At 70.6% G+C, this 13,699-nt stretch carries 11 protein-coding genes; 2 read left to right on the top strand and 9 right to left on the bottom strand.

Annotated elements, in window-relative coordinates:
- Positions 1-8: 8 nt before the first annotated feature.
- The 4 genes from ACGF1Z_RS33525 to ACGF1Z_RS33510 form a co-directional block, all read right to left on the bottom strand.
- Complete coding sequence (locus ACGF1Z_RS33525) at positions 9-953, bottom strand: carbohydrate ABC transporter permease (protein WP_393010077.1); 945 nt, start codon at positions 951-953, stop codon at positions 9-11.
- Positions 925-2,175 (bottom strand): extracellular solute-binding protein, encoded by a 1,251-nt coding sequence (locus tag ACGF1Z_RS33520; protein WP_393010076.1) that lies wholly within the window; start codon positions 2,173-2,175, stop codon positions 925-927. The genes ACGF1Z_RS33525 and ACGF1Z_RS33520 overlap by 29 nt, the downstream gene beginning before the upstream one ends.
- Before the next feature lie 43 nt (positions 2,176-2,218).
- On the bottom strand, positions 2,219-5,071 hold the full coding sequence (locus ACGF1Z_RS33515) for an AAA family ATPase (protein ID WP_393010074.1): 2,853 nt from the start codon (positions 5,069-5,071) through the stop codon (positions 2,219-2,221).
- A 124-nt stretch (positions 5,072-5,195) separates the two neighbouring features.
- A complete protein-coding gene (locus ACGF1Z_RS33510; RefSeq protein ID WP_393010072.1) occupies positions 5,196-6,248 on the bottom strand; it encodes a helix-turn-helix domain-containing protein in 1,053 nt (350 codons plus the stop codon).
- A 288-nt stretch (positions 6,249-6,536) separates the two neighbouring features.
- On the opposite strand from ACGF1Z_RS33510, the gene ACGF1Z_RS33505 reads away from it, so the two are divergent.
- Complete coding sequence (locus ACGF1Z_RS33505; protein WP_393010070.1) at positions 6,537-6,962, top strand: SsgA family sporulation/cell division regulator; 426 nt, start codon at positions 6,537-6,539, stop codon at positions 6,960-6,962.
- A 471-nt stretch (positions 6,963-7,433) separates the two neighbouring features.
- Positions 7,434-7,835, top strand: coding sequence for an SsgA family sporulation/cell division regulator (locus tag ACGF1Z_RS33500; RefSeq protein ID WP_393010068.1), 402 nt, complete (start codon positions 7,434-7,436; stop codon positions 7,833-7,835).
- 166 nt (positions 7,836-8,001) lie between these two features.
- Here ACGF1Z_RS33500 and ACGF1Z_RS33495 read toward each other — a convergent pair whose 3' ends face one another.
- The 5 genes from ACGF1Z_RS33495 to hydA form a co-directional block, all read right to left on the bottom strand.
- Entirely contained in the window at positions 8,002-8,616 is a 615-nt protein-coding gene (locus ACGF1Z_RS33495; RefSeq protein WP_393010066.1) for an FMN reductase, read from the bottom strand.
- Positions 8,613-9,698, bottom strand: a complete 1,086-nt coding sequence (locus ACGF1Z_RS33490; protein ID WP_393010064.1) for an LLM class flavin-dependent oxidoreductase — start codon at positions 9,696-9,698, stop codon at positions 8,613-8,615. The genes ACGF1Z_RS33495 and ACGF1Z_RS33490 overlap by 4 nt, the downstream gene beginning before the upstream one ends.
- 221 nt (positions 9,699-9,919) lie before the next feature.
- The gene (locus ACGF1Z_RS33485; protein ID WP_393010062.1) at positions 9,920-10,756 is read right to left on the bottom strand and encodes an alpha/beta fold hydrolase; all 837 of its coding nucleotides are present in this window, start codon (positions 10,754-10,756) and stop codon (positions 9,920-9,922) included.
- Positions 10,757-11,232: 476 nt separating this feature from the next.
- Positions 11,233-12,246, bottom strand: coding sequence for a TIGR03842 family LLM class F420-dependent oxidoreductase (locus tag ACGF1Z_RS33480; protein ID WP_393010060.1), 1,014 nt, complete (start codon positions 12,244-12,246; stop codon positions 11,233-11,235).
- A gap of 45 nt (positions 12,247-12,291) precedes the next feature.
- Positions 12,292-13,683: a dihydropyrimidinase gene (hydA, locus tag ACGF1Z_RS33475; RefSeq protein WP_393010058.1), complete on the bottom strand. Its 1,392-nt coding sequence runs from the start codon at positions 13,681-13,683 to the stop codon at positions 12,292-12,294.
- Between the last annotated feature and the right edge of the window lie 16 nt (positions 13,684-13,699).

The following is a 13,699-nucleotide window of genomic DNA, read 5'->3' as shown; positions in this document are numbered from 1 at the left end:
CTCCTCTCTCAGGGGGTCCGGGCGCGGCGGTCGGCGCGCAGATGCAGCAGAGCGAGAACGAAGGCGATCAGGACGAGCACGTTGCCGGTGGCGGCGGCGCGCCCGAAGTCGAACTCCTGGAAGGACTGCTCGTACGCCAGGACGGCCAGCGTACGGGTGGCGCCGGCGGGTCCGCCGCCGGTCAGCGCGACCACGACGTCCGGTGACCTGAGCGTGTAGACGGCGCCGAGGACGAGGACGACACCCGCGGTGGGCCGCAGCAGGGGCCAGGTGACGTACCGGAAGAGAGCCACGGCACCGGCCCCGTCCAGGAGCGCCGCCTCGTGGACCTGACGCGGGACGCTCTGCAGACCGCCGTACAGGAGGGCCGTGGTGAAGGGGACGCCGACCCAGGTGTTGACGAGGACCGCCGACGCCAACGCCTCGTCGGTGCCGGTGATCCAGGGGACACCAGCGTGGACGAGGTGGAGTGCGCGCAGCACCTCGTTCACGGCGCCTCCGTCGGTCTCCAGCATCCACCGCCACACTGTTCCGGTCACCACCAGCGGCATGAGCCACGGCAGCAGCAGCAACGCGCGGATCGTCCGGCCGAGCGGAAAGCAGCGGTGGAAGAACAGGGCGAGGCCCAGGCCGATGGCGAACTGCGCGGCGAGGGAGCCCGCGGTGTACAGGGCCGTGGTGGTGAGCGCCCGTCGGAACTCCTCCGAGCGCAGCAGCAGGAGATGGTTCTCCAGGCCGGTGAACGGTGCTTCGCCTGTGAGGAGGGAGGAGACGGTGGCGGCGCGCAGACTCACCGTCAGGTTGTCGGCGAGCGGACGCCCCAGGAACAGCAGCAGGAACGCGACGGCCGGGGCGAGGAACGCCGCGCGGACCGCCGCCTCCCGCCGCCGCACCCGGGCCGTCGCGCTGCACCGGCTCCGGGGATCAGGAGCCCGTCGCCGCACGTTGCGCACGCCGCAGTGCCTCCTCGGGTGTCTGCTGCCCCGACACCGCGGCCTGTACGGCGGTGTGGATCGCGGCGGCCGTCCGCGGCCAGTCGGGTCCCAGTTCGCGGGTACGGGCCCGGGCGCCCTCGGTGCTCCGGACGAAGGCGGCCATCGCGGGGACCTGCTCGGCGTACCGGGCAGCTACATCACGGCGCGACGGGACCGTGTGGTGCCACCGGGCCAGGGCCAGCATGCTCGCGGGCTCGTTCAGGCAGGCGAGGACCTCGGCCGCCTTCTTCCGGCGAGCCTCGGAGCCGGTGCGCGGCACGGTCCACACCTCACCGCCCAGGGGGGTGACCAGGGTGTCGCCGGCCCGGGGCACGGGCAACGGGACGACTCCCCAGTCCAGGTCCTTCGCCGCTTCGAGCGCGGGGATCCGCCACGGGCCGTTGACCATCATGGCCGCCTTGCCACCGAGGAACTGCTCGTGGACGTCCGCCTGGTTCCAGCCGAGCACCGACCGCGACATGGCGCCGTCGCGTACGAGACCGGTCCACAGGCGGAGGGCCTCGGCGGCCTGCGGAGTGTCGAGATGGCGCTCGTCGCCGCCGTTGGACCACAGGAAAGGCAGGAACTGGAAAGTAGCCTCGAAGGACGCGTCGGCGTCGACCGCCAGGCCGTAGCGGCCGGGCCGGGTGGTCGCCGCGGCGGCCTTCCGCAGCTCCTCCCAGGTACGCGGAACCGGTACGCCGGCTTCGGCGAGCGCGGCCTTGTCGTAGAAGAGCGCCAGGGTGTTCGCGGTGGGGGCCAGTCCGTACGCCTCGCCCTGGTACGTGCCGGCCGACAGGATGCCCGCGCCGAAGCCGTCGCCTCGGACGCCGTGCTCGCGAAGCGGCGTGAGCACGCCGGACCGCGCGAACTGCTGGAGGTCGGGGTTGTCGAGCATCAGCAGGTCGGGCAGGGTCCCGGCCTGGGCCTGTCGCAGGGCCGTGGGGACGAGCGACGGCGCGGGGACGCTGCGGTGTTCGACGCTCACCCCGGCCTTCCTGCCGCAGGAGGTGAGCAGTTCGCCCCAGTGGGCGTGCTCGGCGGTGTCCGTGTAGTAGTCGAGCGCGGTGAGGGACGTCACCCGGCCGTTGCCGGAATCGGCCGGTGCGCCGGTGCCGCAGCCGGCGGTGACCAGGACCAGGGCGACGGCCGCCGCGAGTGCGGCGAAAGGTCGCTTCGGGGGTCCTGCTGGTGCTTTCACGGTGGTGGCCTTCCTGCGGTGCTGCGCTCGAAAACGTGTCCGGTCAGCGTAGACGGCCCGCCGGAGCCTCACGCTGCGCCTCTTCCCTGGTCAGGGCCACGTGAGCCAGCTGTACGCGGGACCTGATGGACAGCTTGCGAAAGACGGCCGTGAGGTGGGTGTTGACGGTGTGCGGAGAGATGACGAGCGTCTCGGCGGCCGAGCGGTTGGTGTGTCCCGCGGCGATCAGCCGGGCCACCTTCAGCTCCGAGGCGGTGAGCGACTCCCAGCCCTGGACCGGCCGACGGCCCGCGGGAGCGGGGCTCCTCCGGCCGGGACCGCCGTCCCGTACGCCGCTCGCGCCGACGTCGGCCAGGAGCCGTCCCATCCCGACCGCGGCCGCCTGAGCGCCCGAGGCGGCGAAGCCGTCCCGGGCGTCCGACAGGACGCCCTGGGCCTCCCCCGTCCGTCCCGCCGCCAGCAGCGCCCGTCCGAGTCCGGCCCGGGCGGAGGCCAGGACCAGAGGGCGGGGGCCGGTGGCGAGCAGCGACACGGCCCGGTCGAGAAGGGCGAGGTCGTCGGACGCGAGTCCGGCCGCCAGAGCCGCGACCCCCGCCGCCGTGGGCACCTCGGGATTGCGCGCGGCATGCGCGGCCGCCTGCGCGGCCAGGTCCTCCGCCAGCTCACGGTCCCCGGCCCCCACAGCGGTGCCGACCGCGATGCCCACCCACGGGCGCAGCAGCCGCCAGCGCGTGAACGGTCCGATCCGCTGCAGCCGGCGGAGTGCCTCCATCGCCTGCGCGGCGTCCCCGTCGTGGGCGGAGACGACGGACTCGAGGAAGCACACCGCGGCCCGGTTCCCCGGGTTCGGCTTCACCGCCATGCGCTCCCGCGCCGCTGCCAGATGCTCCCCGGCTCCCGCACGATCGCCACGCAGCAGAGCGATCCTGGCGCGGATCACCCGGGCGTTCACCTGCTGAACCGGCGTCCGCAGATCGTCCTCCAGGCGTTCCATCGTCACGAGGTCCGCCTCCGCGTCGTCGAGCCGGCCCAGCCCCAGGTGCTGCTGAGCCTGCGCCCACAGGAACATGGCCTGCCGGTGCACGCCCCCGTCGTCCGCGGCACGCCGCAGCAACTCCTCGGCCCGGTCGAAACGGTCCATGTGCTGGTGGGCTACGACCTCCTCGGGCAGGAAAGCCCGGTCGACCGAGCTCAGTGCGGTGAAACGCGCCACCGCGGCGAACCCGTCGCCCGCGTTCTGAGCGATCTCACCGAGCGCGGACAGCGCCTGGACATGGGCCGAGCGGTCCCCCGCCGCGATCGCCGCGCTGAGCGCTTCCTCGCCGGCGGACAGTGCCACGTCCAGGTCCCGGCCCCGTGACAGAGCGAGTGCGCGCAGCGCCGACAGCCGGGCGCCCACCGCCGGTGGCACCCCGCCGACGGACAGAGCCGCCTCGGCCCGACGACACAGTTCCTCTGCCAGGTCCATGCTCCACAACGCCCCGCCGAGAGCGGCCTGCAGACGTCCGAACACCGCCAGCGGAGGCTGCTCGGCGAGGAGCCGGTCGCAGACCGCCAGGGCCTCCCGGTTCCGCCCCGCCCGGGCGAGGCAGACGATCGCCTGTTCCCCCACCTCGAACCGTACCGCGTCAGAGGGGCGTACGAGCTCCAGTGCCCGCGTCATGAGGTCGGCAGCCAGCCCCGGTGTCACGGGCAGGACATCGTCGGCCGCCCGGCGCAGAAGGACGACGGCTTCGCGGTCACCGGGTTTAGCGCCGAGCAGGATGTGCGACACCGCGTCGATCGGCCGGTGGCCGGCGGCGACGAGCAGGCGGGCGGCGGCCCGGTGCAGGGCGTTGCGCGCCGACGGCGGTATGTCGGCGTAAACGGCCTGCCGCAGCAGGTCGTGCCGGAAGGACAGCAGTACGCCGTCGTCGTCGAGCAGCCCGGCCCGCACCGCACCGTCGAGCGCGGTGAGCAGAGCGGCCGGGGGAAGCCCGCAGAGCGCGGCCGCGTCGTCGAAGGCGAAACGGCGCCCCAGTACGGCGCCCATCTGCAGGAAACGCGACACGTCCGGGTCCAGGGAACCGATTCTTCCCCGTGCCCCGGCCACGAGCCGGGGCGGCACGGGCGCCGGCCCCGGGAGGAAGGCGCCCCGATCTGCAGCTCCCTCGACGGCCGTGCTCCCCCTTCCAGGTGCCTGCAGCCCGCGGAGCAGCTCCACCGCGAGAAAGGGGTTTCCGGCGGTGCCTTCGACGAGGCTGAGCGTCCGCCCGTCGAAGTCGGGCCCGAGCGTGTCACCGGCGAGCTGGCTGATGGCCGTGGAGGACAGCGGCCCCAGGGCGAGCGTGGTCACCGGCAGCCGGTCGCGCCCGGCGGCGAGAATCTCCTCACCCGCGCCCTCGGGCCCCGTCCGACCGGTCAACAGCCACAGAACCGGGGACGTCCGCAGTCGGCCGGGCAGTTGTCGCAGCACGAACCGGCTCAGCGGATCGACCCACTGGACATCGTCGAGGGCGAGGAGGACGGGGGCCTCGGCGGCCCGGGTCTCGACCGCTTCGGCGAGTCGCTCCACGAGCCGGATCCGCTGGTCGTGGTGGCGGGCGAGGTCGGCGAGGGCGTCACCGGACAGCATGGGCCGCTCGCTGCCCCGGAGACACCCCGCCAGGGAGGAGAGCGGCACGAGATGGTGCAGTTCGTCGGCCCGGCCGACGCCGGTGGAGTGCCCGAACTCCTCGGCCAGGGCGACGGCCTCCGCGAGCAGCGTGCTCTTTCCGATGCCCGGCTCGCCGCGCAGGAGGGCGAGCCGGGCGCTGCCGGTGCGGGCGACCGAAGCGACGAGCGTACGCAGCTCCGCGAGTTCGGCCTCCCGGCCGCGAAGTCCGCTCCGGGACAGCGGCCCGCCCGACCCCGCCACCTTGTCCTCCCCTGGTCCACCACGGACCGCCCGCGGCAGCCGTCACCGGCGCCGGAGCGTTCCCAAGGGGGTCACTATGGCAAGAAACCGCAGCGCATCGCACATATGGAGGGTGAGGGCGCGGTCATGCGGCTCGATCGGGCAGGGCCTCCGCCCGCTCCGTTCGATCGGCCGGGACCGTCCGTGCCGAGACGTTGGAGTCCCGCCAGTCGGCCGGCGTCAACCCGTACGCCTCGCGGAACACCCGGCTGAAGTGCGAGGCACTGGTGAACCCCCAGCGATGGGCGACGCCCGCGACGGTGACTCCGGCCGCGTTCCGGCGGGCCAGCGCGCGCCGGCATTCCTCGAGCCGGCGCCGCTGGATCCAGCGGCTGACGGTGATGCCCTCGCCCTCGAAGAGCTTGTGCAGATAGCGGACGGATATGTGATGAGCGCGGGCCACGGTCGCCGGAGTCATGTCGGGGTCCGCCAGGTTGGCGTTGATGTGGGCGCGTATCCGCGTCATCAGCACCCGGACGCCCTGGGGCGAGTCCGTGGCGCCCGCCCCCCGCTGTTCGTCGGCGAGCACGGTCAGGAGGTCCACCACGTTGCGGGTGACCAGTTCACCGACGGGCTCCGGGCAGACGTCGGCGGTGTCCACCAACCGCGACAGGAAGGGGACGAGCAGCCCGCCGAGTGCCGTGTCGGACCCGAGCGGCGAGGCCGTGATCCGGCACAGGTCCGACTCGCCGAGGCCCAACACGGACCGCGGCAGCACCAGGGACTTGGTCTCGAAGGGCTCGGGGAGGGCCATCCTGATGGGGCGCGCCATGTCGTACACGAAGAGCTGCCCCGGGTGCACGGCGCTGTCCCGGGCGTCCTGCTCGACCCGCGCGCCACCCCGGGTCAGCAGCTTCACGACCACGAAGTCCTCGTTGTCACTGCACGCGATGAGGCTCCGGGTGCGCCGTGCCGTCTGGGGCTCGCTCTCCACCGTGACGGCCTGCACGCGACCCAGCGCCGCCATTCGGATCGTGCCGGACCGGACCTCGTCCGGCACGCCGATGTCCACGGCGCCGAAGGTCGTCGCGAGGGCTTCCCGCCAGTACGTCCGGCGCCGCGCGGCGGGCACCCCGTCCGTGGTGAAGCGGATGTTGTCGAGGGGCGCGGGGTCCGGCATCGGAGCGGGTGACGACATGGGTTCTGTCCTCCAGGGCTGTTCTTGGGAACCAGCCTCCCAACCAGCCGCACCGAGCACATCGCGTGAATCCGCTAGATCAGCCGACGAGGCCCCGGTCGGACACCCGGCCGCAGGGCCCGCAAGAGCGCCGCCCAAGGTCCAGGCAGTCGACTCATTCTCCAGCGTACGTAGACAGAAGTGCTTTCCTGGGCAATGTCCCATGCACGCCCCGACATACTCCCCGGCATCTGCGGCCCTAGGTTCACGGATGGAATGACGCGTCCGTGACTAATTTTGGGGGCCATCATGCAACAGAGACTCAGCTCGATCACATGCACAACGACGGCATACGTCAGCACTCCGAATGGGCCGCGGCTACCCCTTCCCTCGGAGCTCCGCTACGAGGTCTCTGACCCTTATGCCGTCCGCCTTTCCCTCATGTCATCCGTGGGACCACCCGTCACATGGGTCTTCGCCCGTGACCTGCTCGCCGAAGGGACCCTACGTCCCGCAGGGACCGGCGACGTCCTCGTGGCTCCCGGTGAGCACCGCCGGTCCCGCTCCCTGCGCATCGCCCTCGGCAATTCGACCGGAACCGCGCTGATCGATCTGGATGCCGCGAACGTTGCCCTCTTTCTTCAGCGAACGTTCGCTCTGATTCCCGTCGGGACGGAGGGCGATCACCTGGACGTCGACCGGGCCATTCTCGCACTCACGGGGAATTCCCACTGACAGCTCCGACCAGGGAAATGGATTCGAGGAAGAGTCGGGCCAGACCGCTTCTGCGGATGTGGGCATGGCAGGCCGAGGCAGCGAGCCGCGGCATGGCCGGCTCGGTCTCCTTCTCCCCACTGGCGAACGCGGCCGAGCCCGCCGCCGGCGCGAGGACACGGCACGGGCGATCTGCGACCGCTGTCCGGTGAGCGCTCCGTGTGTTCCTTCGCCCTGCGCTCCCGGCAGCGATGCGGCGTCCGGGGCGGCTCTACCGAGGCCGAACGCCGTGCGGCGACCACGTGACGAGGCACGAGCAGCCCCGTTCATTCCGGCGCTCCGGCCGGATGCGTTCTCGCTTCCCAGGAGCGCGTCCGCCTCCCCGGGCATCCGTCATCGATTCCCACCCACCCCATGTCGAAAGGCAGTTCCGCGATGAATCCGCACCCACTCCCGGAAGATGGCGCACAAGAATCGGAAGGCGCTTTGGCTGTGACCGTCACGGCCGGCTCGGTGATCAGCCGAACCGAGACGGAGCCCGTCGCACTGCGTTTCTCCTACGACCACCGACAGCCCTTCACCGTGGTCTTGGATATGTCCGGGCCCGCGGATCCGGGCACCGCACGGTGGTCCTTCGCCCGGGACCTCCTCCAGTCAGGCATGCACCGGCCGTCCGGAGAAGGCACCGTACGCGTCTGGCCGCCGTGCCGCTGCAACAACAGGCCCGGCGTACGGCTCCTTCTCGGCACCGACACCGGCACGGTTCTGCTGGACGTCCCCGTCCAACCCCTGCGCGAGTGGCTGAAGCGCACGTGGGAGGCCGTCCCACCCGGCGAGGAGAGCGCACGGATCGACTGGGACACCCTCCTGGAAAGGCTCCTCGACGACCGCTGATCCTCCCGTCGGCCGGTGGATCCTGCCTGTCGTGGCGATGGATCGACTGTGGTCCCGCTCCGTCAGCGACGCCGCGCCAGGACGGCGCCCGGGGAGCGGGACTTTCGTGGGGCACGGCGCGCGGTGCCCGCCGAAGAGCAAGACGGGTACGCGCGTCGCTGAGGCGTCAGTCGAACCGGAGATCGGAGAGCCGGCGTTCCAGTGCGGTGACGTCGTCCTCGGGCGTCTCCGCCGCCGGCCGGGCGGCCATCAGCACGGCGAGTTCGGCGCCCGCCCTCCGTATGCGGCCGGGCAGGCCGTCGGTGTACTCGTCACCGCCGGACCCCCAGTCCTCCGAGGCCGCGTAGACAGCGGTGGGCACGACGGCCGCCCTCAGGTAGGCGAAGAGCGGGCGCAGGGCGTGCTCCAGGACCAGGGAGTGGCGGGCCGTTCCTCCCGTCGCCGCGACGAGGACCGGCGTGCCGGTCAGAGCGGCCGGGTCGATCAGATCGAAGAAGGACTTGAACAAGCCGCTGTAGGAGGCGGTGAACACCGGCGTCACGGTGATCAGCCCGTCCGCTGCCGTCACCGCGTCGATGGCGGCGGCCAGTTGCGGCGCGGGAAATCCGGTGACGAAGTTGTTGGCCACGGCGAGGGCGAGCTCGCGGAGCTCGATGACTTCCACCTCCGTCTCGTGTCCCCGGACGTTGAGGTCCTCACGGACGGACTCGGCGAGACGGTCGGCGAGCAAACGAGTGGAGGACGGGGTGCTCAGCCCCGCGGACACGGCGACCAGCTTCATGCCGCACCCCCGTCCCGGGCGGCCCGCAGCGACGCGTGGGTGGGGGCGTCCGGCACGTCGGCCGGACGGCCGACGGCGAACTCCTTGCGCAGCACGGGCACCACTTCCTCGCCGAGGATGTCGAGCTGCTCCAGGACGGTCTTCAGCGGCAGACCGGCGTGATCCATCAGGAACAGCTGCCGCTGGTAGTCGCCGACGGTCTCCCTGAAGGACAGGGTCCGCTCGATCACCTGCTGCGGGGAGCCGACCGTCAGCGGGGTCTGCTCGGTGAACTCCTCCAGGGAGGGGCCGTGGCCGTAGACCGGCGCGTTGTCGAAGTAGGGCCGGAACTCCCGTACGGCGTCCTGGGAGTTCTTCCGCATGAAGACCTGCCCGCCGAGGCCGACGATCGCGTCCTCCGGACGGCCGTGGCCGTGGAAGGCGTATCGCCGCCGGTACAGCTGGACCATCCGCCGGGTGTGTTCGGCCGGCCAGAAGATGTTGTTGTGGAAGAAGCCGTCGCCGTAGAAGGCGGCCTGCTCCGCGATCTCTGGGGACCGGATGGAGCCGTGCCACACGAACGGCGGAACCCCGTCCAGCGGACGTGGCGTCGAGGTGAACCCCTGCAACGGGGTGCGGAACCTCCCCTCCCAGTCCACGACGTCCTCGCGCCACAGCCGGCGCAGCAGCGCGTAGTTCTCCCTGGCGAGGTTGATGCCCTCCCGGATGTCCTGGCCGAACCACGGGTAGACCGGGCCCGTGTTGCCGCGGCCCATCATCAGGTCCACGCGGCCGTCGGCCACGTGCTGGAGCATCGCGTAGTCCTCGGCGATCTTCACCGGGTCGTTGGTGGTGATGAGCGTCGTGGCGGTGGAGAGGATCAGCTTCTCGGTACGGGCGGCGATGTAGCCGAGCATCGTGGTGGGCGAGGACGGCACGAATGGCGGATTGTGGTGCTCGCCGGTCGCGAAGACATCGAGCCCGACCTCCTCGGCCTTGAGCGCGATGGCGACGGTGTTCTTGATGCGCTCGTGCTCCGAAGGGGTACGACCGTTGACCGGATCGGGGGTCACGTCCCCCACAGAGAAGACTCCGAACTGCATATACGCCTCATTCCTCATGTTTCTTCACAGCTCCCCGAAATCTAGGCGCCTGCCAGGAGACCGCCGTGCTCCTACGCGCAAAGGGTCTTGCCCCTCAGTGCCCGGCCCGGCCGCCGGTCGGGACCGCCCGCGGAAAGAGGACTGCCCGCCCGGACGACCGGACGGGCAGGGGGCGTATCCGACCCGCCCCCTCGTCTGAGAAGGGGACGGGCCGACTGCGATTACTTCCGCAGGAAGGCCAGGAGAGCCTCGTTGACCTCTTCCGCGTGCGTCCACAGCAAGCCGTGCGGAGCGCCCTCGATCTCGACGTAGTCGGCGGACGGGAGCGCCTTGTGGAAGGGGCGCGCCGTGCCCTCGACGGGCAGGATCCGGTCACCCGTGCCGTGCAGGATCAGCGTCGGCACGTCGACGGCGGGGATGTCGGCTCGGAAGTCGGTGTACCAGGTCGACGGCGCGGCGGCAGCCGCGAAGAACCCACCACCGGCGGCGACGTTCCAGCTGTTGCGGACGGCCTCCTCGCTGATCCGCGTGCCGAGGTTCTCGTCCAGGTTGTAGAAGTCCTGGTAGAAGCTGGTGTAGTAGGCATAGCGGTCGGCCTTGACCGCGGCGACGACACCGTCGAAGAACTCCTTCGGGGCCACACCGTCCGGGTTGTCCTCGGTCTTGAGCAGGCAGGGCTCCAGCGAGGCCAGGAAAGCGACCTTGGCGACCCGGGCGGAGCCGTACGTGGAGACGTAGCGGGCGACCTCGCCCGTGCCCATGGAGAAGCCGACGAGAACGGCGTCCCGCAGGTCGAGGGTCTCCATGACGATGTTCAGGTCGGCCGCGAAGGTGTCGTAGTCGAACCCGGTGGTCGGCTGGCTCGACCGGCCGAACCCGCGGCGGTCGTAGGTGATGACCCGGTATCCGGCGTCCAGCAGGGCGGCGCTCTGCCGCTCCCACGAGTGCCCGTCGAGCGGGAAGCCGTGGATGAGGACGACCGGCTGCCCGGTGCCGTGGTCCTCGTAGTAGAGGTCGATGGTGGTGGAGTTCTCGTGGCCCACGGTGATGAACGGCATGTCGGGAAACCTCGTTTCGGATGTCCGTCAGGGATCCCGGTCACGCTAAATCGGACACGCGGCCACCACGCGCCCCACAGCGCACCGCCTCTTGCCCACCGGTGCAACGCCTGCCGACTCGACGGGGGTACCGGCCCCTCAGCGACGCCCTCATCAGGCCAGGTGGTCGACTTGCCGGCGGAGGTGACCCCCGCATCCGCGCAGGGCCGGACCATGGAGTTCCTCTCCTCCAGAAGCAGGACCGGACCTGACACGTCGCCACCGGCACGGGCCGGGACCATGCCCCGGCTCGCCCCCTCACACGGCACACGGTCTGTTCCGTCGAATCCATCGGAATGGCCCTATGGCGTTGCATAGCCGCCCCAGCCCGCCGAGCGTGCTCACGAGTCGTCCCGCCGGACTCCACGCAATACGCCATCGAGAACAGGTGGACGGCCGTCATCCGGCTGCATCGCAAGCTGGACCGAGCGACTTCGTCAGCGGAACAACGGGATGATGTGAGTGCCGTAGGCGTCGATGGTGCCCTCGCGGTCGTCGTGCATGTCGTAGACGGCGAACTGGTCGACTCCCAGCTCCTTGAGGTGGCGGAGCTTCTCGATGTGGGCCTCGGCGGGGCCGAGGAGGCAGAAGCGGTCGACGATCTCGTCGGGGACGAAGGTGGTGTCGGGGTTGTCGGCGCGGCCGTGGTGGGAGTAGTCGTACCCCTGCCGGTCCTTGATGTACGCGGTCAACTCCTCCGGCACCATCGAGGAGTGCTCGCCGTACTTGGCGACCAGGTCGGCCACGTGGTTGCCGACCATCCCGCCGAACCAACGGCACTGGTCGCGAGCGTGAGCGAGGGCCTCCGGGGAGTCGTCGGCCGTGACGTAGGCGGGCGCGGCGACGCAGATCGTGAGGGCGTCGGGGTCCCGGCCCGCGTCCGTGGCGGCCTGCCGGACGGCCTTGACCATCCACTCGGTCAGGAACGGGTCGGCGAGCTGGAGGATGAACCCGTCCGCCTTCTGCCCGGCCAGGGCGAGGGCCTTCGGCCCGTACGCGGCCATCCACACCGGCAGCTTGCCGTTCTTGATCCATGGGATGTGGATCGGACTGCCGTCGACGGTCGCCTCGCGCCCCTCCGCGAGGTCACGGATGACCTCGATGGCCTCGCCCAACCGGGCGAGGGTGTTCGGCTTGCGGCCCGCGACGCGCATCGCGGAGTCGCCGCGACCGATGCCGCACACCGTGCGGTTGCCGTACATGTCGTTGAGGGTGGCGAAGGTGGACGCCGTCACCTCCCACGTACGCGTCCCCGGGTTGGTCACCATCGTGCCCACGTGGAGCTTGGTGGTGTTGGCGAGGATCTGGCTGTAGATGACGAAGGGCTCCTGCCACAGCACGGCGGAGTCGAAGGTCCAGCCGTAACGGAAGCCGTTGCGCTCCGCCCGGCGCATCAGGCCGACGACCTGCGAGGCGGGCGGGTCGGTCTGCAGGACGAGTCCGAAGTCCACGCGGGGACCTCCAGTTCGAATCGGTGCGACGAAGATCCGGGCTGCTCAGCCCAGGTACTGACAAAGACCGCGCGGCACGAACACCCCGTGCCCGGCGTGACCCGTGTATTTCCGCTGGTCGATGACGACCTCGCCCCGGGACAGGACCGTCTCGACCTGCCCGGTGATCGCCTTCCCCTCGTACGCCGAGTAGTCGACGTTCATGTGATGTGTCTCCGCCGAAAGGGTCTGACGGACGTTCGGGTCGTAAATCACGACGTCCGCGTCCGCGCCCGGGGCGATGGTGCCCTTCTGCGGATAGATGCCGAACATCCGGGCCGGGGTCGCACAGGCGATCTCGATCCAGCGGCGGCGCGAGATGTGCCCGTCCACCACCGCCTGGTGGAGCAGGTCCATGCGGTTCTCCACCCCGGGCAGGCCGTTGGGGATCTTCGAGAAGTCGCCCCGGCCCAGCTCCTTCTGGCCGACGAAGCAGAAGGGGCAGTGATCGGTGGAGACGACCTGGAGGTCGTTCGTCCGCAGCCCCCGCCACAGCGCCGCCTGGTGCTCCTTCGGACGAAGGGGCGTACTGCACACGTACTTGGCGCCCTCGAAGTCCGGCTCCGCCAGGTTGTCCGTCGACAGGAACAGGTACTGCGGGCAGGTCTCCCCGAAGACCGGCAACCCCATGTCCCTGGCCGCCGCCAGCTCGGCCACCGCCTCCTGCGCGGAGACGTGCACCACGTACAACGGGGAGCCGGCCACCCGCGCGAGCTGGATCGCCCGGTGGGTAGCCTCCGCCTCCAGCAAGGCCTTGCGGACCTCCCCGTGATAGCGCGGATCCGTCTCGCCCCGGGCGAGCGCCTGCTCGACCAGGACGTCGATCGCGATGCCGTTCTCGGCGTGCATCATGATCAACCCGCCGGAATCGCCGGCGACTTGCATCGCCCGCAGAATCTGGCCGTCATCCGAATAAAAGACACCCGGATAGGCCATAAACAATTTGAACGAGGAAATCCCATGCTCGATGAGCTTCGGCATCTCCTTCAGCGTCGACTCGTTCACGTCCGACATGATCATGTGGAACGCGTAGTCGATCGCGCATTTCCCGTCCGCCTTCATGTGCCAGGCATCCAGGCCGGCCTGCAGCCGCTCCCCCTTCGCCTGCACCGCGAAATCGACGATCGTCGTCGTTCCGCCCCACGCCGCCGCACGCGTCCCCGTCTCGAATGTGTCCGACGCGAACGTGCCGCCGAACGGCAGCTCCATATGTGTGTGCGCGTCGACCCCGCCCGGGATCACGTACTTCTGTGACGCGTCGATCACCCGGTCCGCCGTCCACTCCTGCGTCCCCGGCGCCGCCCACGCCACCACCCGGCCATGCTCGATCAACACGTCCGCATGCACCTCGTCCGCGGCCGTGATCACAAGACCGCCGGTAATCAGAGTCCGAGTCATTCCCCAGCCATCCCTT

Origin of the sequence: Streptomyces sp. NPDC048018 (genome assembly GCF_043202995.1) — a bacterium.
Classification (GTDB): domain Bacteria; phylum Actinomycetota; class Actinomycetes; order Streptomycetales; family Streptomycetaceae; genus Streptomyces.
Note: the sequence above shows the minus strand (reverse complement) of the source record. Positions and strands in the feature narration are given on the sequence as shown.